Source organism: Pseudomonas sp. RT6P73 (genome assembly GCF_054897715.1).
In genome coordinates, this window is record NZ_JBUBUV010000003.1 from 1 (window position 1) to 25,355 (window position 25,355).

At 54.9% G+C, this 25,355-nt stretch carries 24 protein-coding genes; 8 read left to right on the forward strand and 16 right to left on the reverse strand.

The features are described from left to right. Positions 1 to 2,072: helicase-related protein (locus tag ACYZT6_RS31080; RefSeq protein WP_462030042.1), on the forward strand; the 2,072-nt coding region annotated here is incomplete at its 5' end. A gap of 1,278 nt (positions 2,073 to 3,350) precedes the next feature. Here ACYZT6_RS31080 and ACYZT6_RS31085 read toward each other — a convergent pair. From ACYZT6_RS31085 to ACYZT6_RS31095, 3 genes are all read right to left on the reverse strand, one after another. Further along, a complete protein-coding gene (locus tag ACYZT6_RS31085) occupies positions 3,351 to 3,698 on the reverse strand; it encodes a hypothetical protein (protein WP_462030043.1) in 348 nt (115 codons plus the stop codon). Beyond that, entirely contained in the window at positions 3,688 to 4,173 is a 486-nt protein-coding gene (locus ACYZT6_RS31090) for a hypothetical protein (protein WP_462030044.1), read from the reverse strand. Before ACYZT6_RS31090 ends, ACYZT6_RS31085 begins: the two co-directional genes overlap by 11 nt. Positions 4,174 to 4,259: 86 nt before the next feature. Beyond that, positions 4,260 to 4,793 (reverse strand): hypothetical protein, encoded by a 534-nt coding sequence (locus ACYZT6_RS31095; protein WP_462030045.1) that lies wholly within the window; start codon positions 4,791 to 4,793, stop codon positions 4,260 to 4,262. A 294-nt stretch (positions 4,794 to 5,087) separates the two neighbouring features. On the opposite strand from ACYZT6_RS31095, the gene ACYZT6_RS31100 reads away from it, so the two are divergent. Together ACYZT6_RS31100 and ACYZT6_RS31105 are read left to right on the forward strand one after the other, a co-directional pair. After that, a complete protein-coding gene (locus ACYZT6_RS31100; protein WP_462030046.1) occupies positions 5,088 to 5,516 on the forward strand; it encodes a hypothetical protein in 429 nt (142 codons plus the stop codon). A 63-nt stretch (positions 5,517 to 5,579) separates the two neighbouring features. Continuing rightward, complete coding sequence (locus ACYZT6_RS31105) at positions 5,580 to 6,536, forward strand: SprT-like domain-containing protein (protein ID WP_462030047.1); 957 nt, start codon at positions 5,580 to 5,582, stop codon at positions 6,534 to 6,536. 1 nt (position 6,537) lies between these two features. Here ACYZT6_RS31105 and ACYZT6_RS31110 read toward each other — a convergent pair whose 3' ends face one another. From ACYZT6_RS31110 to ACYZT6_RS31120, 3 genes are read right to left on the reverse strand one after another with little or no spacing between them, the layout of a single operon-like run. Further along, the gene (locus ACYZT6_RS31110) at positions 6,538 to 7,494 is read right to left on the reverse strand and encodes a tyrosine-type recombinase/integrase (RefSeq protein WP_462030048.1); all 957 of its coding nucleotides are present in this window, start codon (positions 7,492 to 7,494) and stop codon (positions 6,538 to 6,540) included. Continuing rightward, positions 7,491 to 8,042, reverse strand: a complete 552-nt coding sequence (locus ACYZT6_RS31115) for an N-acetyltransferase (RefSeq protein WP_462030049.1) — start codon at positions 8,040 to 8,042, stop codon at positions 7,491 to 7,493. Before ACYZT6_RS31115 ends, ACYZT6_RS31110 begins: the two co-directional genes overlap by 4 nt. 13 nt (positions 8,043 to 8,055) lie before the next feature. Beyond that, the gene (locus ACYZT6_RS31120) at positions 8,056 to 8,445 is read right to left on the reverse strand and encodes a hypothetical protein (RefSeq protein ID WP_462030050.1); all 390 of its coding nucleotides are present in this window, start codon (positions 8,443 to 8,445) and stop codon (positions 8,056 to 8,058) included. Between the two features lie 387 nt (positions 8,446 to 8,832). Between ACYZT6_RS31120 and ACYZT6_RS31125 the strand changes: the two genes are divergently transcribed. Continuing rightward, complete coding sequence (locus ACYZT6_RS31125) at positions 8,833 to 8,994, forward strand: hypothetical protein (protein ID WP_462030051.1); 162 nt, start codon at positions 8,833 to 8,835, stop codon at positions 8,992 to 8,994. A 708-nt stretch (positions 8,995 to 9,702) separates the two neighbouring features. Here the strand turns inward: ACYZT6_RS31125 and ACYZT6_RS31130 are convergent. Together ACYZT6_RS31130 and ACYZT6_RS31135 are read right to left on the reverse strand one after the other, a co-directional pair. Further along, positions 9,703 to 10,647 carry a hypothetical protein gene (locus ACYZT6_RS31130; protein ID WP_462030052.1) on the reverse strand — a complete coding sequence of 315 codons (945 nt, stop codon included), beginning with the start codon at positions 10,645 to 10,647 and terminating at the stop codon, positions 9,703 to 9,705. Further along, positions 10,644 to 10,859: a hypothetical protein gene (locus ACYZT6_RS31135; protein WP_169878315.1), complete on the reverse strand. Its 216-nt coding sequence runs from the start codon at positions 10,857 to 10,859 to the stop codon at positions 10,644 to 10,646. Before ACYZT6_RS31135 ends, ACYZT6_RS31130 begins: the two co-directional genes overlap by 4 nt. Before the next feature lie 243 nt (positions 10,860 to 11,102). Here ACYZT6_RS31135 and ACYZT6_RS31140 point away from each other — a divergent pair, with 243 nt between their 5' ends. Continuing rightward, positions 11,103 to 13,061, forward strand: a complete 1,959-nt coding sequence (locus tag ACYZT6_RS31140; protein ID WP_462030053.1) for an AAA family ATPase — start codon at positions 11,103 to 11,105, stop codon at positions 13,059 to 13,061. 652 nt (positions 13,062 to 13,713) lie between these two features. Here ACYZT6_RS31140 and icmT read toward each other — a convergent pair. From icmT to ACYZT6_RS31160, 4 genes are all read right to left on the reverse strand, one after another. Continuing rightward, the gene (gene icmT / locus ACYZT6_RS31145; RefSeq protein ID WP_462030054.1) at positions 13,714 to 13,983 is read right to left on the reverse strand and encodes an IcmT/TraK family protein; all 270 of its coding nucleotides are present in this window, start codon (positions 13,981 to 13,983) and stop codon (positions 13,714 to 13,716) included. Next, positions 13,980 to 15,323 (reverse strand): plasmid transfer ATPase TraJ, encoded by a 1,344-nt coding sequence (traJ, locus tag ACYZT6_RS31150; protein ID WP_462030055.1) that lies wholly within the window; start codon positions 15,321 to 15,323, stop codon positions 13,980 to 13,982. Before traJ ends, icmT begins: the two co-directional genes overlap by 4 nt. Before the next feature lie 487 nt (positions 15,324 to 15,810). After that, positions 15,811 to 16,377, reverse strand: a complete 567-nt coding sequence (locus tag ACYZT6_RS31155; RefSeq protein ID WP_462030056.1) for a hypothetical protein — start codon at positions 16,375 to 16,377, stop codon at positions 15,811 to 15,813. Positions 16,378 to 16,410: 33 nt separating this feature from the next. Continuing rightward, positions 16,411 to 18,666, reverse strand: coding sequence for an LPD7 domain-containing protein (locus tag ACYZT6_RS31160; RefSeq protein WP_462030057.1), 2,256 nt, complete (start codon positions 18,664 to 18,666; stop codon positions 16,411 to 16,413). Between the two features lie 257 nt (positions 18,667 to 18,923). On the opposite strand from ACYZT6_RS31160, the gene ACYZT6_RS31165 reads away from it, so the two are divergent. The 3 genes from ACYZT6_RS31165 to ACYZT6_RS31175 all read left to right on the forward strand — a co-directional run bounded on the left by ACYZT6_RS31165 (position 18,924) and on the right by ACYZT6_RS31175 (position 21,525). Continuing rightward, on the forward strand, positions 18,924 to 19,454 hold the full coding sequence (locus ACYZT6_RS31165; RefSeq protein ID WP_462030058.1) for a hypothetical protein: 531 nt from the start codon (positions 18,924 to 18,926) through the stop codon (positions 19,452 to 19,454). Next, positions 19,429 to 20,145: a hypothetical protein gene (locus ACYZT6_RS31170; RefSeq protein WP_462030059.1), complete on the forward strand. Its 717-nt coding sequence runs from the start codon at positions 19,429 to 19,431 to the stop codon at positions 20,143 to 20,145. The genes ACYZT6_RS31165 and ACYZT6_RS31170 overlap by 26 nt, the downstream gene beginning before the upstream one ends. A 1,110-nt stretch (positions 20,146 to 21,255) precedes the next feature. Then, positions 21,256 to 21,525: a hypothetical protein gene (locus ACYZT6_RS31175; RefSeq protein ID WP_462030060.1), complete on the forward strand. Its 270-nt coding sequence runs from the start codon at positions 21,256 to 21,258 to the stop codon at positions 21,523 to 21,525. On the opposite strand, the gene ACYZT6_RS31180 is transcribed toward ACYZT6_RS31175, so the two are convergent. From ACYZT6_RS31180 to ACYZT6_RS31195, 4 genes are all read right to left on the reverse strand, one after another. After that, a complete protein-coding gene (locus tag ACYZT6_RS31180; RefSeq protein WP_462030061.1) occupies positions 21,515 to 21,904 on the reverse strand; it encodes a hypothetical protein in 390 nt (129 codons plus the stop codon). The two genes, ACYZT6_RS31175 and ACYZT6_RS31180, sit on opposite strands and share 11 nt — an antisense overlap. A 127-nt stretch (positions 21,905 to 22,031) precedes the next feature. After that, positions 22,032 to 23,831 (reverse strand): hypothetical protein, encoded by a 1,800-nt coding sequence (locus tag ACYZT6_RS31185; RefSeq protein WP_462030062.1) that lies wholly within the window; start codon positions 23,829 to 23,831, stop codon positions 22,032 to 22,034. Between the two features lie 103 nt (positions 23,832 to 23,934). Next, positions 23,935 to 24,696, reverse strand: a complete 762-nt coding sequence (locus ACYZT6_RS31190) for a hypothetical protein (protein WP_462030063.1) — start codon at positions 24,694 to 24,696, stop codon at positions 23,935 to 23,937. Positions 24,697 to 24,729: 33 nt separating this feature from the next. Next, positions 24,730 to 25,233: a hypothetical protein gene (locus ACYZT6_RS31195; RefSeq protein WP_462030064.1), complete on the reverse strand. Its 504-nt coding sequence runs from the start codon at positions 25,231 to 25,233 to the stop codon at positions 24,730 to 24,732. Between the last annotated feature and the right edge of the window lie 122 nt (positions 25,234 to 25,355).

The following is a 25,355-nucleotide window of genomic DNA, read 5'->3' on the forward strand; positions in this document are numbered from 1 at the left end:
GCCGCTACCTGCAGCAGCGTAACGACGGCCGTGGGGTTTTCTTTGCCACCGGCACACCAATCAGCAACACGATTGCTGAGCTGTACACCATGCAGCGCTACATGCAGTACGACGAATTGAAGGCCCGCGGAATTGTCCACTTTGACGCATGGGCTAGTACCTTTGGCCAGGTCGTATCGGGGTGGGAGCTCGACGCTACTGGCGTCAACTACAAACTGAACAGCCGATTCTCGAAGTTTCAAAATGTCCCGGAACTGATGGCACAGTACCGAGTGTTTGCTGACGTCATCACGAAGGCAGATCTCGATCGCCAGGCACAAGAGCGGGGTAGCCGATTCCCGGTACCGCGTGTGAAAGGCGGTCGACCACAGAACATTGTGGTTGAGCGATCGGAAGATCAAGCCGAGTTCATGGGTGTGCAGTCTGTGATGAAAGACCTGCAGGGCCAGACGGTGTACCGCGCCGATGGGATCATGATGAAGGAGTGGAACAAGGGCTCAATCATCCATCGCATGGAGAACCTTCCGAAAGATCCTCGAATTGACAACCCGCTGAAGATCACCAATGAAGCACGAAAGGCAGGCCTCGACTTCCGACTGATCGATCCAAACGCTGACGACCACCCAGGTAGCAAAATCAACGTCGCGGTCGAGAATATTCACCGGATCTGGTCCGAGTGGAATGACCGCAAAGGCACCCAGCTTGTGTTCTGCGATCTGTCTACGCCGAAGCTGAAAAGAAGCTCAGTGGTCGTTGCTTCTGGCGATGAAGATGAAACGGACGACGATCTGCCGGCAATTTCCATGGACGAACTCCTGGCCAATGGATCTTCATTCAGCGTGTATGACGACATCAAAGCCAAGTTGATTGCCCGGGGCATACCCGATCACCAGGTGCGCTTCATTCACGAGGTCAGCACCGACCTGCAGAAGTCCAAGCTGTTCGATGAAATCAACAGAGGAGATGTTCGAATCTGCTTGGGATCGACCGCGAAAATGGGCGCGGGCACAAACGTACAACGGAGATTGGTCGCGGAGCATCACCTTGATGCCCCATGGCGTCCCAGCGACTTGGAGCAGCGCGAAGGCCGCATCATCCGCCAGGGCAACCTGTTCTACGAGCAGGATCCTGACCTCTTCGAGGTTGAGATCCTTCGCTACGCCACAAAGCAGACCTACGACAGCCGGATGTGGCAGACCATCGAATACAAGGCATCTGGCATTGAGCAATTCCGCAAGGGCGATACGCTGCAGCGGGAGATCGAGGACGTGGCCAGCGAAGCGGCCAACGCGGCTGAGATGAAAGCTGCAGCAACTGGTAACCCGCTGATCTTCCTGCAGGTGAAATTGAGTGCCGACCTGAAGAAAATTGAGGCTGTTTACTCAAACCACAAGCGCAACCTGCACAGTCTCGAAAGCCGACTGGATTGGCTCGCCGGCGCCGATTTGCGTGCAGACCGGACCGTGAAACGCTGCAGCGCGGAGATAGATTTGCGTGACGCTAACACCGGTCCTGAGTTCGCTTTCAAGATCAACGACAAGGTGTATCGCGAGAAAGAGCGTGACCATTTGCTCAGCCAGATCATGTACAGCATGAAAAAAGCTGTCGAATCACGCGCCCAGTCGCTGGCCGAAGCCCCTGGAATAATCAAGGTAGGCAATTACCGTGGCTTCGACATCGAGGTCCATGCGCGCCGAGACACCATCCAGTTCTCACTCGCCGGCGTCGACAGCTATGAGCCTGAAAATCTTCGCTACACCGTCGATGACAAATTCAGCCTGGCCGGTTTCACCAGTCGAGTTGACAACTTTCTGGGCAAGTTTGAAGGCTGGAGGCAGGAGGCGGAAGAGTACCGAGTCAAAGAGAAGCTTGAGCATAGTCGTGCGATCGTGGAGAAGGACAAGCCGTTCCCTCAACAAGCAAAACTTGAAATGCTTCGACAGGATGTTCGTGACGTCATGACTGAACTCAAGCTGATACAGGCTGATGACAACCATGTTTCGACTTGGAAACCACTGTCCTATGCAGAGGACGCCAAGCCAACGCAGGAGAAAATGCGACTCCGCATGTAGTGCTTTGAAGGCCGGCCGGCGGCCGGCCTTTTTACTCGCGTAGCGCAACCACTTGGGCGATCGTTGAAGCTCTTTGATGCTCACCGCCGCCGGCGCCTCACGGAGCGCCAAGCCCAGGACGTCGACCAAACCCGCCGCGCGATCGAGCGTGGATCTGCTGGCCAACACCTCACCCTCTCCTGGATATGCTTCACCGGCGATCGCCGGCCGTGCCGGCCGTGCCGATCGGCACCGGCCTCGATCACGATCACCTGCAACAGCTGTCGCCGGCGCCGCCGGCATCGAGCAGCTGACCAGGTGCTGGCCCGGGCACGTCGACCGACGTGCACCAGGTGCGCGATCAGCCGCGGGAAAGAGCAGGGCAGGGCACGGCCACCTGGCGGTGGCCGCCGGTGCCGCCGGCACCTGCAGGAGCACCGATCACCCACGAACCCCACCGCCTGCACGGGGATCCCCTGACCCATCCCCTAACACAGCCCGTGGATTTGTGGATGACGGCCATCACCGGCCGCCGCCGGCGGCCAAACCCATCCCCCCGCCCTTCCCTCCAGGAAGGGAGCGAGTCGGCCTCTGACCCCAACGGCAATGGGGGAGGAGCAACCCCATGACCGCCGGGGGAGCCTTGATCACCAGCCACCTGGTAAAGGGGCGCTGCGCTTCAGTCCTCACCCGTTCGGTGCTCGCCTGCAAGCAGGCTGCGCGCCGCGTGCGGCTTCCGGGCTGACCCTTGACCAGACAACGCTACTCTGTGCGCTTCTACTGGCTTAGCCCAACGGTTTCGGCTGGGCTTGGGTGCAACTGGGCGATCGTTTCCTCGATTAATTCAGTGGCTGAAATACCTTCCATCCACTTTTTGTGGCTTGGGTAATAAGAAAGTCAAAAGCTTCGCGCTTGGTGTAGGCAAACCCCATCGATCGGCCATTGATTTCGTATTCATACTTCTTGTGCGCAGGCCCGACTTCACATCCTGGGACGGTATAGGTCGTCAACGTGGCATCAAGAAGTATCCCGTCGCGCAGGACCTTAAGGTGATCTCTCGACATAATTTTTCCGTGGATTCAGTGCTGATTGCGGAGGGCTGCTTTCGAGGCGTCGCGTTCGATAGCGGCCTGAGTATTCAGGATCGGGAACGAGCCTCCCAAGCCAGGATCGCTCACGACTGCTTTGCTGCACCTGGTGCATTCTTAAATGCAGTAACCCTGCTTGCCGTCAGGATGGCCATGGGCGATTTGAAAGTTGTGTCGGCCTAGCAGGCACAGAATCTTCATAGCGTTTTTCCTATCCGCGATCAATCTTGCAGTGGACTGGTATTACTTGGCGCAAAACCCGTTGGCCATCTCCGCCAATCAATGGCTCCTGTCCTTGCTGGGCGGGTCTATACACGCCATGCCAAGGCGAGTTGGTTTCAGCGTCACCCACTTCGTAGGCGAACCCATTGATGCAAATCTCGGCGCTGGTATCGGCGGTGAGCATTTCAAACTGAATCGGATGTTGCTTAATGACCTGCTGAACCCCCACGGCGCCGATCAGCATCCCGACGCACACACCCAAGGCAGTCGCGGCAATAGTGCTCCAGCGGATCGCTAGGGTTGCTGGCTGAGTTCGTGGTATCACGTTATTTTCCAAGGCTATTTTCCTTCCTGCAATTGGTAGCAATCAAGGCTTCAGCCGCAGCGATGGCGTCTGTATTAAGCCGATACCCGTCGAAGCTGCCTTCGGTTGCCCCCATTTTCTGCCACTCAACAAATTGTGGTCGAAAGTCGCACACGCAGTCAGATTTCAAGTCTTCAGCGAGCATTATCAGCTGATCAATTGGCATGAATGCGGTGAGCAAAGGCCGACCATCGGAGTCCTCAGCTAAGCACTGAAGCGTTTCCTCAATTCGCGCGCTCCAGCGCGCATTTGAACGCAACCAATTCATAATTTCCCCACTGTCTCGTACGACAATTTCAGCATCGGCCAAGGGAACAGAGCAATTGAGCAGGCGGGGCATCTTCATTTGTTCCGCTAAGGAAACCATTTCTGGATCAGTGATTACCTCATCAACGCAGGCGTAGAAGGTGATTGGCATCTTGGTATCAATATGGCTGAGTTTGCTCATTTGGATCTCCACAAAATAGGCTACCAGTGACCACGTCCTGGGAGGCCCAATTAAAGGCGGGTGGTGTGCTGCGGGACTTTCCCCTGTTACCAAAAAGGCGTCAGTGGCACGGACTCGCGACGGTCGAGTGCAGCTTCGTGCTTGTCATGGAATGCTCGGTACGAATCGATGTTCGCCTCGCAAAAGCGCTCCAGTGCTTCTGGGGCCAAGCGCGGGCTGTAGACTTGCGGCGGCTCCTGATCAGCATCGATGAACTGTTGAGTGCCGTCCTCAAACTCTTGTAGCCAGGCCACCGTCACCAGGGTTTCAACCTCGGTGGTGAATGGCCAATCACGGGCGCCGTTTGGGTCAAAAGTTAATGATTCAAAAAACTTGATTGCCTTCAGCCCACGCTCAGTGGGCGGGCCTGAGTGGGGAGCTGATACCAATTCGGTTTTGCCGTCCGGGTAAACTTCGAACTGTGCATTGCAGGCCTCACAGTCTTCGGGCCTTAACGGTAGGTCGTCGTCACGAACCACGCTGATTTGCGTTGCCACTGTACCCGCGCAGTGTGGGCAGGCCACGTCCATGGTCTGCCCAGCAGGCCATACGTGTCTTTTTGTGGCTTGTGATTCCTTCATCGTATTCACCCTTTCCCTTAACTCGTTGCGTCACGCATGTCTGATGCCTTCTGGTAGTGAGTGCGCGCCTGTGGTTTCGCTAGGAGGGCTAGCACCTCCAGTTGTCCGCCGCTCGCAGGCCCTATCGGAGTCGTCCTACACCCACTCCAGAAGGCACCAACTGTTCCTTTTGCAGAATGGCCCACGCAAACCACCTTCTTTGATAGTTTTCGTATAGCAGCTACTATACAAAACATAAATCAGCATCGCCAGCTTATCACCGGTGATGTACACCCGCTGTTGAAGGAGAGGGCTGTGAGAGAAGAAGATTTGACCGTTAAGCAGGCGTTGATCGATGCCGGTTTCGGGGATCAACCAGCGACCTGCCGTGGCGATCTGTACTGGACGTTGACAACACTCATGCAGACCGACTCCGTTAAATACGAAGACCTTGTAGACAGGCTACGCGTGATTCTGAGTTCCGCTGATGCGCTTGACACGGAGGTTGAGCTGGCCAAATTAAAAGCCTTACACAAGGTCATCAAGGCATGTCCGGACTGTGGCAAGCGCCCGGGTATCCTTTCCGGATTGATACCAGGTACAGGGGAAGGCGAGGTGGCCTGTTTACACGAAGAGGACGTCACCATGCGACGCGGGGAAACCCTGGCTGACGCGATTGCTAATTGGAACAGCGATGATTGGACTTTGGGGGTAGTGAGGGCGGTGTACGAGATCACCGGGTAGTTACTCGTAGTCTTTTGAAGCAAGGCCCTGGTCAAGGGCCATTTTTTCAGCACAAAATATGTATTGCACAATACATTTGTAATGGGGATTAACGTGGTGGTGAAAGGTTATCTTCGCCCAACCGAGGAAGCGTACGCTGAGCTTCAGCGTGCTTACGATTATTACAATGACCACCTTTTTGCATCCCAGGAGCGCCTGCCGCCGTGCATGATCACCTACCAGCGCGAAAAGCGGACGATGGGCTATTTTTCCAAGGGACGCTTCATTCGTTTGGATGGAACGAAGACCGACGAAATCGCGATGAATCCCGACTACTTCGCGTCAATTCCTCTCGTGGAGATATTGCAAACCCTGGTTCATGAAATGGTCCACCTGTGGCAGGAGCATTTCGGCAAGCCCAGCAGATCCTGTTACCACAATTGGGAGTGGGCTAGAAAGATGGAGGCTCTGGGCCTGATGCCTTCCTCAACAGGACAACCTGGTGGTAAGAAAATCGGTCAGTCGATGAATGACTACGTCATCCCGGGGGGCCGTTTCGACAAGGCCACTCGCCGTTTGCTGAGCACAGGCTTTGCCATCTCATGGATGGATCGCTTTCCTATCAGCGTTCGGCCACTCGCTGCTCTAGCCCCCAATTCACCGCCTTCGGGATCCATGGATGTGGAGACTGTTCGGCCTGCTGCCGTCGCGAACGATCCGCTTCCACCTGCAGTAGATTTAGACGATGGCCATAACGGCGTCAGTCCTGGTTTTGTGGCTCAGGAACAACTCCCGCAGCAGACACTGATTGATGCCGGCTACCAAGCGCCGGCTATGGGGGAACTCGATATTGGCGTTCGGGAAGAAGTCGATCGGAGTAATCGGGACAAATATTCCTGCCCTACGCCTTCCTGTAAAACGAACGTGTGGGGTAAACCCGGTCTGCTGATCATTTGCGAACCATGCGGCCTGAGGTTGGAGTCCAAGCTTGCGAGCCTCAAACCTACGTCGGTTGTTGGTCTAGAGGAGGCAAGCGCGTAGCTCAGTACTTCACCTTGTACGTGGGTGAATCCTCCGCACGCTGGTCGCGTCGATCGTAGATCCGTGTTGTGCTGATGTTTGCATGGCCCAGCCACACCTGAACCTTGGCGATATCGGCGCCGTGCTCCAGGGCATTGGTCGCGGCCGTGGCGCGCAGGCCATGCACGCCCAGCCCGTCGACGTGGATCCCCGCCGCGTGTGCCCACTGGGCCACCACCTTGTAAATTCCATTCGCGCTGATGCCGGCGCCGGTGGTTTTGCCACGGATCGAGCGGAACAGTGGGCCATTACCCGGCTCGCGTTTGGCGTCTCGCTCCAGGTACACGTGGATCCGCTCGGCCGCGACCGGATGCAGCGGCAAATAGCGTGTCTTACCGCCTTTCCCTTTCACCTGCAGGTGTTTGATCCCGCGCCGCTCCTGCAGGTCGCCGGTCATCAGCTGTGCTGCTTCCTCGCGGCGTAGGCCGTGATACAACAGCACGGCCAAAATGGCCCGATCTCGCGCACCCTTCAATGTTTCGGCGTCCGGTGCCTCAAGCAACAACTTGGCCTGGCCGTCACCGAGTGCCGGCGTTTTCCCTTCATTGGTTTCAATCTTGGGCCGCTTCACGCCGTGCACGGGGTTACCGCCGGCGACGGCATTGCTCTCCAGGAGATGATCGAACAGGCTGGCCAGTGCCGCCAGTTTGCGCCGAATAGTGGCCCCGGCCAGGCGTCGAGTTTCTAACTGGGCACGCCAGGCCAAGACGTGGGCCCGGGTCACGCTGCGAAATTCATCAGCGCCGATGAGGCCGACAAAGCTGCAGAAGTCGGCCAGGTCGATCTGGTACGCGCGGCGGGTGCGCGGGTTATCGATATTGGCAAACCATTCCGCCGCTGCCGGCACGCGGGCCAGCTGCTGAAACTCGGCGGCGGTCAGGCGCCTTTCGCCGGCGCCGGTGCTAATCAGCTCGTTCATCGAATACCTGGCCCTGCAGGTCGCCCCGCCGCGTGTTCGCTGGCCACCCATTCCCAGTATTCACGGATCAGGCGTTTGTCCTCGGCCTCGGGCACCAGATGCTGCCAACGTTGCTTTTCCAGTTCCATTTGCTCGGTGCCGCGCAGCTCCCCCTCGATCACAGCGTCGACCGCTGAGAATCGCCGGCGAGCCCGGTACCAGAACCCATCGGATGAGGTGTACTGGTACAACGGCACAATCGGCACCTGATGCGTGCGCCACAGCTGCCACAGCACGCCGAGGCCGACGCCTTTGCGCTGATGCGCCGGGGCAATGTCGAGCATGTTGATGTAAACGCGATCGAGCAGCGGATTGATGCCGTAATCGACGTGGCCAACGCGCTGGCCACCGACCTCGATGTTGTCCAGGTAGTCGGTACCGGGAAACACGAAGTTGCCCCGGGGGGATTCGCTGCGCAGGTTTAGCAGTCGTACGCCGCTGGCCAGCGCATCAAGGCGGACGATCTGGCGGCGCTGGAAGAAATCGCGCAAGGGATCGAACAAGGGCATGGCCAGCTCCTGGTTACGGGTGGGTGAACGCGACGTTGACGAAGGGGTTGTGTTCGATATTGACGTAATCATTGGCCGGAATGGGCGCGCCGCCGTGTCCTCTAACTGCCAAATACCAGTTGGCAGGATTCCCTCCCCGCTGGTGGGATTGCGTGACGTCGCCCTCCGTCAGCGTCAGCCCATTGCGGTGCACCATCGTGCTGCCGACCTGCACAGTCTTCGCTATTTGACGGGTGACCGTATAGCTGTTCCCGTTATGGTCATCCATAGCAATGATGAGCTGTTGCCGACATACGCCACATATCCAGTGCTTTTTATAGGCCTCTGGAAGTTCAATACGTTGGAGTTGACCACATTGGCAGGTGTAGTGCTGATCGTGGTTTGTTCCGAGGGTAAAAGTCATTATCGCCGTCCTTAGTCAAATAGGTCGATAACCTATTTTATCACCACTTATCCGATGGAGAGAGTATTCCGGCCGGTTGTCGAGATTTTTTAAATATGCGTGTTTAAAAAATCTTGACAGCGGAGGATTTGTTCTAAACGTGACCCATCGCTTGAAAAGTGTGCAATTGACCAATTTTGCGCCCATGTCAGTCGTCGCGATCTCTTCACTACTCGGCTCGATTAGGTATCCTTGCAAATACTGTTAATTTGTACAGGTTTTTATATGGCTCGCGATCTTCCGCCTTTTCGGTCAGTCACCCAGTCAGAGCTACGAGATTTTTGGACTAAGCACCCTGATTCGGACGTCCGTCGCTTAATTCTGGAGGTCGAGAGTTACCGACGTTCAATGCTAGAAATAGATCGCTTGTATGGGTCGATCCAGCAGGCTTGGAATACAGAGGTTGGCGGCGAGTTGGTCGCGCTCTACATGCTCAAGCGCATTGTGTTCGATGAGCGGATGCGTGGTCTGCAAGCCGTTCGTGAACCGATCCATCCCCAACGCTCTTAAGTAGCTACGTTGCAGACCAAGACGCCGGCGCGGGCGTGCGACCGACGTGCATCCGGTGCGTGATCAGCCTCGTGAAAGAGCAGGGCAGGGCACGGCCACCTGGTGGTGACCACCGGCACCACCTGCAGCGCCAAGCAAAGGACGTCACCCAAACCCGCCGCACCGATTGAGCGCGGATCTGCCGGCCAACACCTGACCCTCTTTTAGATATGCTTCACCGGCGAGCGCCGGCATCAAGCAGTTGACCAGGTGCTGGCCCGGGCACGTCGACCGACGTGCATCAGGTGCGCGATCAGCCGCGGGAAAGAGCAGGGCAGGGCACGGCCACCTGGCGGTGGCCACCGGCGCCGCCGGCACCTGCAGGAGCACCGATCACCCACGAACCCACCGCCTGCACGGGGATCGCCTGGCCCATCCCCTAACACAGCCCTTGGATTTGTGGATGACGGCCAACAACGGCCGCCGGCGGCGGCCAAACCCATCCCCCCGCCCTTCCCTCCAGGAAGGGAGCGAGTCGGCCTCTGACCCCAACGGCCTTGGGGGAGAAGCAACCCCATGACCGCCGGGGGAGCCTTGATTACCAGCCACCTGGTAAAGGGACCGCTGCGCTTCAGTCCTCACCCGTTCGGTGCTCGCCTGCAAGCAGGCTGCGCGCCGCGTGCGGCTTCCGGGCTGACCCTTGACCAGGTTTTAAGCAAATAGTGAGGGTTAAGACTTTGGACGCTTTGGCGAGGGGGGAGTGTGTGTAACAGGCCGATCGAGTTCAACTTTTGCTTTCGGCGCAGAGAATTTCGACCCCAGCGGCTCACGGTTATGGCCCTTATATTGGGTTTCCTTCCTCAACCGGGCATCCCCCACTTGCTTCAGTATGCTGGGCCAGTTCTTTTCAATAAACTGTTTGGGTAGCAAGTCGGGATCAATTGGAATTGCCTTTAGCAGGTCCAATCCGTAATCGTAAAATGCGTCTTTACCATTCCGGGAAAGAGCCAACTCGTGAATCCGTTTAAATAGCGGAACGGCTTCACGATATCCGTCCTCAACGAGGATTTCACGTAGATAACAGTTTGATGCGCGAATGGCTAACTGCGTCCGAACAGACTCCCGCTCACGGCTACTACACCAGGGAGCGTATAGGTTGAACAGACGAGATTGTAAACAAGACACTGGGTCAATAATAGCTATGCGTACATCGTCTAGTACAACTGATTCCAAATACTTGTAAATATCAGCAGTGCTGACCCCTGCGATGGCATCAAGAATATCAATAACAATCTTCCGATCACCGTCCCATGCAATTTCTGCCGCGGCTAGGTTCGGAGTATGATCTTCAATAGTGGCGCGACGAAAACTAACATTCATTCGATCTTCACAGAAACCAACGGAACCTTGTCTTCCTATAAAATCGAGATCGTCGCTAGTTGCAAACTGAAGTTCCTCGCCGGTCATCTCGTCAAGCAGATATTCACGCGCCCACAGTGACAACGCCTGTCCACCAACAACTATCAGACCATATTGGTCTACAGCTTCACGTTCTGGTGATCTATAAACATCCTTGATTCTCTCTTTGAAATACAGAAAGAGTTCGGAACGCTCGAAGTGGTCAGGTGTTTGTGAAGTGCCGTCAGGAAGATCAGGGTTATCTTCAGGACTCATTCAGACAATGCCAGGAAAGCCGGAGGAGCGATGCGCTGACGACGTTGCTGAGATCCCGCTGGTTTACGCATAACTGCTTTAATGCGTTCGGCAGAAGCCTCCAGATCGGCAGGCTGCGCAGACGCAACTGCGGACATGAGGACGTCACGCCGCGAGCGTTTGCCTTCCATGATCGCAAAGAAACTGCCTGATGATTGGTCTGGTTGGCGCATAACGTCGCTCCAGCAAGGTGTGTATAGGTCAATCCTAGCACGAGGGCTGATACCCGTCGATGGCCCGTGTGGCAGTGACGGCGGCGAATCCAAGGGCGCAGCGACCGGACAAAGCATGGCATAAATTTGGGGCTTTTACGCTGTTACGTATTTACGCAATTACGTATTCAATTTAAAGTGTCGGCATTGCGCTCGAGCCCTGGCCCGAATGCCGCGACCATCATCCTAGGACGAACCGAAGAAATGAATTCGCCAAGCCGCTTTGTACCAGCACCTGTCCTCTTTCTCCCTTTGGCCCGTGAGACCGCAGGAGGGCTGTCCGATGCAGCGCTTGTCGATAGCTTCTTCAAGACTGCGTCTACCGCTGAGTTAGCTGTGGTGCTGCTAATACAAAACCTGAACGCTCTTGTTCAGCAAAAGGTATCCGTTACCAGGATCGAGGTAATGTATGACGGAGCTCTGCGCGCAGGGCTCGCTTCCACCCCAGCCGATGCACCGTCTTTCGCGGCACAGGTCCAAAGCCGCTTCAAGGCCTCTGTATTTGCGCACGGGCTCACCTTGCTCCCAGCGATCGGAGCTGATTTGCTTGATGCCGACGAACTATCGAAACGTGACTATCTTACTTCTGACGGTAACTGGGACTTTACGTTTGGCCCACGATACAGCCTGAAAATTAAACCTTTAAGCCGCGAGGTACGCCTCCCTACTGGTGGCGTCCTGCAGTTGAGCGACCAACAGAGCCGGCTATTCGACGAGTTCAACGCTTGCCAGGACGAGTCTTTCCACATTCAAGGCTACGCTGGCACTGGCAAAACTTATTTGATCGTAAAATTCTTTGAGTATTTGAACCCAAAGTCGACGTTGTTGATGGCTTACATGCCTGGCCAAGTTCACGCTCTGAAAAACCGGATGGTTCAATCCGGAGTAACAGCGGAGCTTAATGCTCATACCTTCGGACATGTTGCCAATCAGATTCTTAACCGGGACAAAACGTCACTAGGTTGGAGAATCAGCGATCCACAGCGATCGCAGTCAACCTATTTGGTTAGTGATCAGCAGATTGCCAACTGGCTGAACTTCCGGGCTGTAGGCTCTTTAAGGCCTCGGGATGTTGCTAACGTGTGTCATCGGGCTGTGTATAGCTACTGTCTTTCTCCGAGTCCTACTATAGAGCCCCGTCACCTACCTGCAATAGGTGGCGCGCTTAATGACGCGGATATTGCTGTACTGATGGAGTATAGCCGACTGATATGGAGTGAGCTGATATGGCCTTCCGCTCCAGAAATTAGGCTTCCTGTACGTAACGCGCACCGAATCAAGTTTCTATCACTGCGACGGGAGGTTATTCCCGAGGAATACACACACGTCATTATTGATGAAAGTCACGAATTAAGCGCACCTATGCTGCAAATCCTCGACCGCAGCCCACAGGCCGTACTTACTCTTGGAGATGAGTTTCAACATCTACACGGTATGACATCGCGTCATGGCGCAGTCGTTAGACAGAGATACGTGACGCAGTCCGTGCGCGCGGGTAAAGAAATGGGCGAGATTCTGAATCCGTTAATCCAAAAACACCCAAGTGTGATCAAGGAAAGCTACGAAGGCCGGTCAGAACACCCTATGCAATTGCTCCCATACAACAACATGTCGATTCCTGAGAAGCCAACGACAATTATTGTTGCTAACGAATGGGGACTGATGGGGTGGTTCATCAGGCTTACCGAAGCAGGCGCGAAATTTCAAATGGCCGATCGGGCGAAGAAAGAACTTACTACGTTCCTCACAGACCTGATATTGCTGTTCACCGAAGGAACCAGGCCCCGGCATCGTATGATATTCGGATACGCCACTTGGGACGCTTTAGGTTCTGCTATGGGACGCAACTACGAATTCAAAGCAGTTCAAGAGTTACTTGATCGTGGTTTTACTTTCAACGACCTCGCTGAGCGTATGCAGAATTTTTGCAGTGAAGATAATGCCAAGATCAAGCTCGCCAGAGTCGATGACGTCAAGAACCAGGAATACGACACCGTCCTGTTGTCGCGTGATCTGTTACGGCCGCCTCGGGAAGGTTCGACGCACGCACTTGCCACTGTATGTTCCCTTCTTTACACCGCGAGTTCGCGAGCGAAGCACGAGTTGCTGTTGCCTGGCAACATGAAAGACTGGCTAACCGCTCTCTCCCAACCAACCGCCTAATCTCCGTGTCGATCTGCTCGCCGTACTTGGATATTCGGCGCTGCAGGCGCCTCACGCAGCGCCAGGCCCAGGACGTCGCCCAAACCCGCCGCGCCGATCGAGCGCGGATCTGCTGGCCAACACCTCACCCTCTCCTGGATATGCTTCACCGGCGATCGCCGGCCGTGCCGATCGGCACCGGCCTCGATCACCTGCAGCTGTTGGCATCGAGCAGCTGACCAGGTGCTGGCCCGGGCACGTCGACCGACGTGCACCGCCGGCACCTGCAGGAGCACCTATCACCCACGAACCCACCGCCTACACGGGGATCGCCTGGCCCATCCCCTAACACAGCCCGTGGATTTGTGGATGACGGCCAACACCGGCCGCCGGCGGCGGCCAAACCCATCCCCCCGCCCTTCCCTCCAGGAAGGGAGCGAGTCGGCCTCTGACCCCAACGGCCATGGGGGAGGAGCAACCCCATGACCGCCGGGGGAGCCTTGATTAAAAGCCACCTGGTAAAGGGACCGCTGCGCTTCAGTCCTCACCCGTTCGGTGCTCGCCTGCAAGCAGGCTGCGCGCCGCGTGCGGCTTCCGGGCTGACCCTTGACCACATGAACGCAAAAAAAAGGCCCCTCACGGAGCCTCAGTTGACTGGAAAACCAGGATATTCCTAATCGAGATCCTTAAACCGGTTGCGATACCACCATGGCCTGGCAAAGATTCTTGATCCCCTTATAAAGTGCAGAGCCTTACCCCATAGAACTTTGAATGTAAGACCGAAGCGAGCGAGCACCGCAAAAAAAACGATCGTGCCCACAGCCAGCGCAAACGTCCAATATGCCCAGTGAAACATCCAAATAAATATGGGCAAGAATGCCATGCAGGGGATACCGAATATTTTCGGGGAGCGACCAGCGTGTTGCCAAATTGAAGCACTCATGCAGCAACTCCAGAACGTGTACGGAAAGCTTTGTGTCCGGCTAGTTCGATGAACTCCTCTTTATCGATACGCCCAGCTTCGAATAGAGCCCATGCCTTGTCATCTAAGGTCGCGCCGGCTTTTTCAAGCTTTAACCGCAACTCCAATGCCCACCGCTCGTATGAGTGATTTTGAAGTTCGTTTCGTAGATCCCGGTCAAACACCACGAATTCGCGGATAGCTTGTCGCTTTCCATCTGTGGTTTTGAGCAAGCGCTGGACGACGATAACTCTCAAGCACCCCATCAATCGCGAAGCGACAGCCGACTGCTGCGCAGGCGGGTAAACCTGAATAATCCGGTTGATCGTTTCCGGAACCGATTCGGTGTGTACCGTTGCATAACAGAGGTGGCCGCTTAATCCCGCCTCGATCATCGCGTCCATCGTTTCCAGGTCTCGCGCTTCGCCGATACCGATGATGCTTGGCTTCCGGCGCATTGCATTTTTCAAACCTAGCGCGAACGTCGCGATGTCCCGGCCGATTTGTGATTGGGACGGTTGAGGGCCTTTCCAATGAGCGCCTCCCAGGACGAACTCGATCGGATCTTCGTAGGTGACAACCTTGCGATCTGGCATTTCCTGCCCTGCGTAGCCATAGATGCCCGCCTGCAACGTTGTCTTACCCGACCCGGTTGGACCACATACCAGGACCAGGCCTTGGCTAGGGTACATAGCTTCAAAGAGTTCGCTTTCGATCCCCATTTTTAAGATGTCTGGCAGATCTGACGGGATAATTCGCATGGTGATCGAATACGCTTCATCGAGCTTCGCGACACGAGCCTGAACGAAGTTGCAGCGAAACCGGAGAAATCCGCCGCGTTCAATGCCGAGCTCTTCACCTTGCAACTCAAGGGCCCTGTCAGCGCCCTTGCCGGAGCGGATGTTTGACTCAACTTCAGCTTGCCACACGGTTGCAATAAGGGTTGGCAGTTGACCCTGTTTAATGGTGTGCAACGTCGCCCGGCATTGGCGACCGTGAATTTCAGCCCAAATGTAATCGCCGCCCTGGATAGTCAGGTCTGAAACGCCGTTGTCCGCGCAGTACTTCAAGAAACGCTTGAAATTATGAGGGCTAAAATCTCCCTGGAACTCAAATGGCTTAATCAACGTATCCTGCAATAAAAAACTATCTGCAGAGTGCGCCCCTTCAGTTGAGAGTCGTCCTGGTTCATTTTGTGACGACATAGGATGCCTTCTGTCCTGGTGCAGCTGTAATTTTACTAAGCCGGCGCTCAATTTCTTTTTTGTATCGACGCGCAGGTTCGCCTCCAGCAGGGCGGTGGTACATTCCAGCTGCCTCAAGCCAGTCCCCGCTTGTTTGGAAATGTGTCCGCAGTAATATCGCTGCGACCTCTAAATTTCTTCGGGGAAAGAGGGAGTCACACGGTGTAGCGAAATACTTATGTCCGTTGTAACCCCAGTTCAATTGACCAATCCCTATGTCTACCGACTTTCCGCCGTGTTTTGCAACGGCTTTGTTAGCCTCACTACAGGCCTCTTGAAACGTCGCGAAACGTTTTGGCGTTCCTGCCACATTTAATGTCCACGGCCAAGGATAAATACCTATGGTCAGTTCCGTATTGCTCTCAGTTTGAGCAATTGCATATAAGTAGTTAGCAGGCACACCCTGTTGCCATGCAATCTGAATGTATGTAGGCGGGGGCTCTTGGCAGCTTCCTACCGTTGGAAATACTGCTGAAAAGATTGCGACTACTAGAATTCGAAAAATGCTCATCGCATGATCACCATTGAAGATTCAGAATCACGGCTATTTAGGACATTTATGACGCTACTTCCAAATGTCGTTCCAGAATGCACCGTCATCAGAAGTAGATGTATTTCCTGATGGTGTGATTAGATCCTGCGTAGATTGGATGGCAGCAGGGGCGGACGTAGAACTAAAATTAGAAAGCGTTCCTACGCTGCCTGGCGCAGTACCAGGTGAACCTGAATTGATCGTCCCTGCGCCTGTCGCTTGTTGGTACTTATCGTAATCCGAGTACAAATTTTGTAACGCAGAGCCCATTCGGGACTCAGTGGCACCATCAACCGTGTCGTTAATCTTGTCACGGGCTAACATGCAGACTTGGTTGAAAATCTTTTCGGCCCATTCCCCAAATGTTTCTGACGGTCCGTATGTTGGGCCAGCTTTTATTCCTGTTACGCCACCCACACATTTTTCCAAAACGTCTGAGAACGAGAGCTCGTCCTCGACGGTTTGTTCCGCCGCCTTCTTGTCCTCCTCGTATCCGCTTTTACTACCACGAACAGCGGCCTCACCGCTCCGGCACGTTGCTGCATTCACGTTCGCAGACATGCAAAACAGAAGTAGAAGGGCACTGATCATAACTTTCATAACGGATCCTCGGTGGAGAAGGCGGCAGCTCAATCAAGCTCGAGCGCGGCTACGCGGTTTTTTTGGGGCGCTGGGTTCTTGGGCGCTGGCCGCCGCCGGTGGCTGCTTTGCCTCCGGTTGTGCCGCCTGCGCCTTCGTCTTTGGGTCAGTCGCTGCCTCGGCAGACTGTTCCCCTGCCTTGGCTCGCTCAGGACGCGCGACGCGGTCCTGCACGAAACCCAGCTTGCGATGCATGTCCTCGTCGACGTTTTTGGTGATCCGAGCGCTCAGCGTCTTGCCGCCGACGTTGAACAACACATCATCGAAATAAACCGGCTTCTGGTCATTGCGCTTGTTCAGCGCATTACCGAAGCCGAATTCTTCCCATTTGGTGTCATCACCCTGGCCGACCGCTTTGGACAACTTGATGAAGTTCGGTTTGATTTCGCCAGTGCCCTCATCAGGTTTACGCTCATTGAGATGCGCGATAACTTGATGTTTGACGCCGTCAACCTTCATGAAGCCCTGGAGATAATCGCCCTTACCTTTGAAGAGCAGTACGGTGGTGTCGAAATCGTCACCTACCTTAACGACTCCTCGAAGAATCAGCTTTTGATCGTCGCCGTTCTCTTGGTTAACACCTGGACTAGCATTTTGCTCTGTCATCTGACTCTCCTGCTGTGCTGTGTGTGAATATTTCGCTGTACTGCTCTGTTTGAAGGCAACCAGTTGTTCCTGGGCGTTGGATGGAGCAGCAACCTGGTTACCGCTTTTATCAAACCAGTAGAAGATATCTGCGGCAGGCTCCGGCCCAAGATCGCGCAGCAGCGCCTCGCACTCTTTGTCATCGGCACTCCAACTTTCAATTACGGCGTGCTGCACTTGCCACCAATCCTTTGCCGAAATTGGAGTAAGCTCACTGGAAGCAACGACTGGTCGAGTCGTGGGTTCGACCAATTTCAAAGTTGGAGGAGTTGCCTCCTTCAGATCGGCAAATTGCTCATCGGCCGCTGGCCGATCAGTAACCACGATCCACTCATTTCGGTGTGTGTTAATTGTTTCAGTGTCGATAACTTTGCCCTGGTCATCTTTGATGTCCTTTTCGACCGTGACCGCTTTCTTACCGTTATTGACAAGTTCAATCATTTCACCGCCTGCAACGGACGCTGTTGCCATTGCATCGGCCAAACCTACACCCCAAGTTGTCGACAACTGGCCGTCACTGTTTTCCAGGACGACGAAGTAACTGGCTTTGTTGTCTTTCTCATGGTTGTACGGCGCTACACCGTGCTCCACCAATCTGCCGGCGAGCCGATTGACAGGCTCGGGCTCCTCTCGTTTCACCGCAACCAGATTGGCACTGGAATTCACATTGGCCTGCGCGACGGCGGCGACCAACGTTTCGTCTTGAACTGTCTCGCCAGTAGCGCCTTGAGTGTGTTTCGGCATTGCAGGCGGGAGTTTGTAGTTGGGATACGCGACAGCCAATTCGCGCAAAAGCATTTCTTGGGCGGGACTTTTGAGACGGACCTCAACATTGTTCTTGAGCATCACTTCAAGCGCTTTGCGTTTGAACTCATCTGTCCCGGTCAAGGAGAACGCACCGCCGTACTTTTCTTTGGCCAGAAGAATGGCGCCGAGGATCGACTCCTCGTCGTCGAGCGCTTTGTCCTCGACGATAATGTGGCGACCATGATCGATGAACGCTGGCCGCTCGCTCACCAGGTAGAGGACGCTCCCGTCTGGTCGTGTCTTATAGGTGATGCTTTCAAGCACTTTGCTCGCGGTAGGCAACTCAGGTGCATGATCGGGATGCTGCTCGCCGCCGGAGAAGCCATTGAGTCCCGACGTGTCTTTCGGCAGCTTCGCCTGGGCATCCGTATCACGCAGGCGGGCGACGAGGTCTTTTGCAGTAACCCGGTCCTGCTCAATCCCCCGGCGTAAGCTCTCTTTTTTGAGCTCTTCCACTTTGCCCGCCACATCGCCCGCGAGCTGCTGCATTTCTGCGCGGTACGCTTCGTAGTTTTGGAAGTTAGCGGAGATATTGTCAGCAGCAATTTCCTCGTCAACTGACGAGAGAAGCCTGAAGCTCGCGATGTCCCCATCGACCCAGTGACGCAGCAGTCGTTCGGGAATATCCGGGACTGCCTCAGACTCCCCAAGCATTGTGTCGCGCCACTGAGCAAACCTGACAGAACGAGCTTCTATCGCCGCTAGTGGCGATTGGCCCACAAGATCGCTATCCGAGTCGTTTTGACTGTAGACAGCGTCCGTAAATTGTTGCATTTGTGCGTCCGACTCTGCGCTCATGGGGATCTCCCTATGCTTGTGGTAATTGCTACCTCTGCCATCGCCTTCAGTCGTCCTGAACTACTGCTGAAAACGAGGGTCTGAGGTGGTGCCGTTTGCGTACTGCCGTTCTTTTGTATTGTGTATACTATGCAAAATAGCAGCATTTTGGAAGATCTGTAAAATCTCCATGCTCGGAAACCTATTCCCGGCCTGCGAGTCAGAAATTTCCTACCGAGTGATGCTTCTTTGCTACCATCAATTAAAAGAGAGTGGACATGACCAAACAGCCCCTTCAGCCGATCTGCGGAACCGACCTCGAAAGGTGGCGCCTTGAAAATGGCCTATCAAAAGTGGCGGCAGCAGATGCATTCGGTTTGCAGAAGGCGAAATGGGAAGAGCTGACCAGTCAGGAGCGCTCTAGCACTCCTATCAGCGACCCTGCTGTGGCTTTGTGCCTCTATGCGTATAAAAGTTATCCGGAGTCTTCGCCGGTTGAGCATCCGCCCGCTATCAAGGAGTTTTTTGACTACCTTGGGCTCGATGCTGAAGCCCCGCAGGACCTAGAGATGTTTGCTACGTTGACCGGGAGGTCAGCGCCGTCGGCTTACCGTTTGATCAAGCATGGCGGTAAGCCAGGAAGACCAGTAATACGATGGATCGAAGCTGTGCGCAGACTGAATATGACTTCAAAGCAGAGTCAAAAATTTATGCGCGACGCGGTGAGCACTGTTGCTGACCACCAAGGCGTTGAGAAAGTTCTGATTCAAGGTTGGACTAAAAATGGTGAAAGTAGCGAACACGAATGAGCAAGAAAAGAACGAACATATTATCGAGTTATCGACACTTTACTTTTACCAAGGTAACGCGCCGCGCTCCATAGCATTAAAGGACTGCGGATTAAAAACTAAAAGCTCCATTGAAGGGGCTTTTTCTGCGTTGTATGGATATCAAAGTAAGCAGGAAGCTTTTATGGCTGCACGCAGCTATGCGAATCAACATCGCCTAGATTTTACAGTAATTGATTTTTTAGTTAAATTGAATGAAAAGCAAAATCCGCTGATGATGAAACCGGAGGACATGGCTAATCATGACTTCATTACATTTCAACGGCTTTCGAAAAGCTCTATGGAAGAAGTTCAGTCAACTCTCAGAAGCATACTTGTTTCAGAAGGAACTGATCCGGATAGCCTCGGTATATTCAAACCGCATATTGTTTTAATGCAACGCCCCGATCTGGTGGCGAAGTTGATGAATCAACCTGAGTGGCAACACTTCAAGGTAATTGCGCATCCTGCTGATCTTGAGTTTAGCCCCCGGCCATTGAATGTAGGAACTGTACCATTCCGGCATTGGGACGCTATTCAAGAAGCTACTTGCCGTCTCAATCCAAACATTCGCATCACACTTGATCCTCCAGCTCCAACAAACTCCGACAGTTCAGATACTTTAGCTCATACGCCTCTGCATAAGACTAAAGCAACTCAACGTATGCGCTGATCGGATAAGCTACTTAAGAGCCGGCTTCTTGCCGGCTTTTTCGTTGGTCTTGAAATGGGGTAGCATTTTACCCGTCTTGATCGCCCCCGCCGATCGAGCGCGGATCTGCGGGCCACACCTCCCCGCCTCCTGGATCTGCGTCATCGGCGATCGCTGGCCGTGCCGATCGGCACCGGCCTCGATCACCTGCAGCAGTCGCCGGCGCCGCCGGCATTGAGCAACTGACCAGGTGCTGGCCCGAGCGCGTCGACCGACGTGCACCCGTTGCGATCAGCCGGGGAAAGAGCGGGGCAGGGCACGGCCACCTCGCGGTGGCCACCGGCACCGCCTGCAACGCCTGGCCCAAGACGTCGCCCAAACCCGCCGCGCCGATCGAGCGCGGATCTGCTGGCCAACACCTCACCCTTTCCTGGATACGCTTCACCGGCGATCGCCGGCCGTGCCGATCGGCACCGACCTCGATCACCTGCAGCTGTCGCCGGCGCCGCCGGCATCGAGCAGCTGACCAGGTGGCCCGGGCACGTCTACCGTCGTGCACCAAGTGCGCGATCAGCCGCGGGAAAGAGCAGGGCAGGGCACGGCCACCTGGCGGTGGCTACCGGCGCCGCCGGCACCTGCAGGAACACCGATCACCCACGAACCCCACCGCCTGCACGGGGATCCCCTGACCCCTCCCCTAACACAGCCCTTGGATTTGTGGATGACGGCCAACACCGGCCGCCGGCGGCGGCCAAACCCATCCCCCCGCCCTTCCCTCCAGGAAGGGAGCGAGTCGGCCTCTGACCCCAACGGCCATGGGGGAGGAGCAACCCCATGACCGCCGGTGGAGCCTTGATCACCAGCCACCTGGTAAAGGGGCGCTGCGCTTCAGTCCTCACCCGTTCGGTGCTCGCCTGCAAGCAGGCTGCGCGCCGCGTGCGGCTTCCGGGCTGACCCTTGACCAATCAATCGAACACGTCAAACCAATCCGCTTATAGCTGGAGTATTTGAAGGGGGAAAGTCGATCAGCTTACGCAACAACGTATGTACGTAATTACGTAATGTGATAGAGTGGGGTTCACCGGCGGCTACCGGTTTCAGTCAGTACCAATCAACGTCTAGGAGACAGCAATGTTTATCTGCCAACCTGAAAATAAAACAGCGGCCATCTGTGGCTTGGAGCACGGTGAGAGCCTGATCATCCCGTGCAATGGCAGCACAGTTCAATCGACTCAGAACTCTATCCAGGGTATCTATTCCAAGAAGGGGCTGAATACTGCGGAGTTCAGTCAACGCAAGGCGCTGCTGGTCTTTGACGAAAAAACAATACCACTGGCGGTCATTGTGGTGACGAGGACGGTAGGCCCGTTACCAGGTGATAGCGGCTCAGTTACCGCCTGAAGTCGAGTGCGATCAGGCCAGTGAATGCCAGATCCTGAACGCTAACGTCCGGGATAGGCTTTCCCAGAAGCCGTGCTGCTTCCACGATTATAAAACACTCCCGAGGCATCACTCTCATGACCTCCTGAGAGCTGCGCAGACGGTCTAGAGCAGCGTCCGCTGTTTTGAGATTGTCCTCGTCCTTACCCCTCTTAAAGCAACCGATCATGTCACTGGCGGAACGTGCCTGCGTCTGAAGAGCTACCAGCGCGGTTTTCAGTCGTTCAGGCGTTGAGGAGACCATGTTGGGGGGCAATTGGTGATTATTCAGCACCGCAAGTCGCGAGCGCTTGTCAGCAGAGGGGAACGACAACGACGAAGCCGCTTGCAAATCTGTCATATCTTGTTCCATATTAATATAATCTATTAGACTCCGGCCGACTTTAACATAATGTCTATTATACGTATTATCAATGACTTACGATCAGCAGCCGCGCAACATGGCCGCGCGGTAGCTGATCTGACTGTCAGCGCATTCTCATAGGGGTGGCAGTTCTGTTATTTTTTTCCGTAACTTGTTCCGCAGGTGCTTGAGTACCTGGTGCACCGGCCTGTGAATTGTTGCGATCAGGAGCAATCGCCGATTTGTATGCATTGCGCAGTTCAGGATCCCGGAAAAGGCTCTCACCAGAAGGACCATGAACTTTCGCCAGTAAACCCGCGACTTCACGCGCTTTGGCCTTCTCCATGTCCGCACCCCGCGAGCAGCTCTCGATCGAGCTCACGACTTGCTTGAACTCGGAACCGCTCAATGGACGACGATTTTTATTCGCCGCTTCGGTCAACTCATTAGCCCAATGGGCCAGCGAACCCTTTTCTGGCGGCGCGGGTTTAGCAGCTCCATATCCATTGACCAGGTCATGTTCAGCACGCACCTGCTGAAAACGCTCAGGGCCAATCTGGCTCGCTTCGTACTCTGCACGGCGCTGAATGTCAGTCAGGATGGCCATACGGGGTTTCTCGGATTCGAGTGACCCCATAACCCCTTGCCAAGCTTCGAACTTCTGCTGATCGGTGTTCGAGAGCCGATCGTGGTCTTGCAGGCTGGGAAGGGGCTCTTCCGCCTTCGTCGCCGGAAGTGAACGTTGGGCGATGGCCCCATCAATATCACCCTTGACCGTTAACAGATCCTGCGACGTAGCGGCCATAAACTCCTGACGTTTCTCATCGTCAGTCATTAGCGACCGCCGTTCTTGGGCCTCCGCTGTCGATTGACGGATTTCGCGCCACGCCTGGTCGCTCTGAGCTCGCGCCTCGGCCAACTGATCGGCCCCCTGCAGGCTTGCCGCGTATTCTGCGCGGGCCTGTGGATCGTCCAGCCGTAGAGTGCGTTCTGGATCTTCCGCGCGCTGACTGGCCATCCAACTGTTGAATCGCAACTCATCTGCGTCTGAAAGAAGGATTTCCGTGAGGTTTTCTGGCAACACTGTCGTGGTGTCGACCCGCAACTCGGGAACATCAGCACGGAGCAACTGTTCGAGGTTTTCTGGCAACACTGTCGTGGTGTCGACCCGTGACTCGGGAATATCAGCGCGGAGCAGCTGCTCGAGGTTGTCCGGCAACACTGTCGAGGTGTCGACCTGCAAGGTCAGAGGGTTCAAGGCATCGTGAGCTGAGCGAACTTCCGCTAGAACAGAGACACCCAGCTCACTTGCTTCAAACTCAGCGAATCGCTGCTCTTCGGTCAAGCCGGCCATGCGCTCGCGCTGTGACTCGACGGAACCCATAACTGAGATGAAAGCCTCGTAACGCTCGTTCACACTGTTCTTGAGTGCAGGTCCTGGGAGAGTTTCATCTGGTGCCGAGAACGGCTCCTCGAAGCCCGCCTCGAACGATTTGGTAAAATTGCTGATGCGATCGCGAACCGCGACTAGCAACTCACGAACTGCACTGAAAGCATCGTCGGGTACAGATGCACCTTCCTTCACACTGATATGAAGATCGGTTTCACGATCGGTCAACCCTTCCTCGTAGTAACGCAGCAACTTGATGCTGTCTTTTGCTTCCTGAGGGATCGGATCTCCCCGTTCTCCAGCGCTTTTGATCGCGTAGAATTCAAGCTCTTGGCGATTGAACTCATCGTGTTGAGTACGCACGACGGCCAGTTGCTCTGGGCCGAGCCCACTCGCTTTGAACTCAGCGTAGATTTGCTCTTCGCTCAGCCCCGCCAGTCGTTCTTTGATCGACTCCACCGAGTTCATGGTCGTGACCCATGCTTCGAGCTTCTGCTCCTCGGTATTGCTGAGCCGTTCGTTATCTTCTTGCATAGTAAACCTCCAGCCTGTTAGTAAAACTTCCGGTGACACAACGTTTTTTGGGCAAAGCGAACCCGCCGCGAATAATCGCGGGGATACGCAAGTTAGAAGTTAGTTAGAGGTTTACTGTGCTTAGAACTTCTTTAGTAAACGCGTCGACAAGATCAACACTTGCATGCACAGGCACCGTCTTAACCGTGCCACCTTCAACTCCCTGCACGAAGAGATAGATAGTCCCGCGCATACTCAATCCACCTTTGGCCCGCGCGGCTTCAACCAGACGCGCAGTGTTCTCATCAGCAACTGGCAGCACGCACGGCAATGAACCTGGAAGAGTCTTTAAATAGACTCCCTGCTGATTCCGTAACGAGCCTGACCAGCAAGATGCGCCGTAGCCGCTCAGAGGAAAGCCTTTGAAGGAAAGGTCGTAAGCCCCTAGGGTGACATTGGTCATTGCCAATGGGGCTTGAGCCAAGCTACCAAAGGGCAGACTGAAGTAGTCCGTTGCTTTGTAGGTCCGCAGTTTCGCCTGGACTTTAGGCAGCTCTGTATCGGCGATGTCTTTGCGTTTGAAGCTGTCCGGTTCCTGGAAATATGTCGGTGATAGACGACTTAACAGCTCCGACTCCGGTAGAGATTCGCCGGATCGACTGTTCAGCACATACGTCAATGCCAACCCGCCCGCCTCACTGTTCAAGCTCACGTAGCTATTGAGGTTCACGCTAGGGTCTGCCTCAGGCGTAACTTCCTTTGGCTTCACCACATCGTTACTCGACTGCGTGACGGCGGGTCGCAAACCCTTCGGAGTGTTTTCCACCTGGTCGCACGCGCTGAGAAGCGAACAACCCAATAGAGCCACTGCAAGCTTGATCTTCATACGTCTTCCCTACCCTTCATGATCCAGAATCTTTCAGCCAAACGAAGCTGTCAGCCTGGCCATCAAATCGTCCGACTGGCGACGATCAAAACGCACGCCGATCAGCGGCAGAGCCGCGACTGACGTCATCAGTTTCAGCAACGCAGGCTTACCTTTATTGGTTTCGACTTCCCAGGCGCTAACGTCGGGAAAATCGAGCACGGCGCTGGTTCCATCGGAGATATCGACGTAAACCAGTTTTCTCGCCTCACGGTTGAACCCGACATAGCGATTGAACACCGAGGACACAGCCTCGTAATCCACCTTGAAACCCGGTGCACATTTGTGGACCTGGTCAAGGAGGCGGCTTTTCAGCCACTTCGGGATCACAGAGAACACCAGGTAACCCAGTGCAAAGTAACCGGCACTGGCCAAAAGTACCGGTACGGTCACCTCGGGCTCTTTGCTGGAACTGAACAAACCAATCCCGAACAGCAACGCCACCGGGAACAGGCCTACTGCGTAAAACGGTCGAAGCAGATACCAAACGGTGTTCATGGTGTGTCCCCTTAGCGGCGCTGTCTTTTGTATAGTAGTCATAATACGGACTCGTGAGTTGATATTAGCACGCGATATTGACAGCGCAAAGGGGGATTGATAAGGGGCTGGAAGATCTTTTC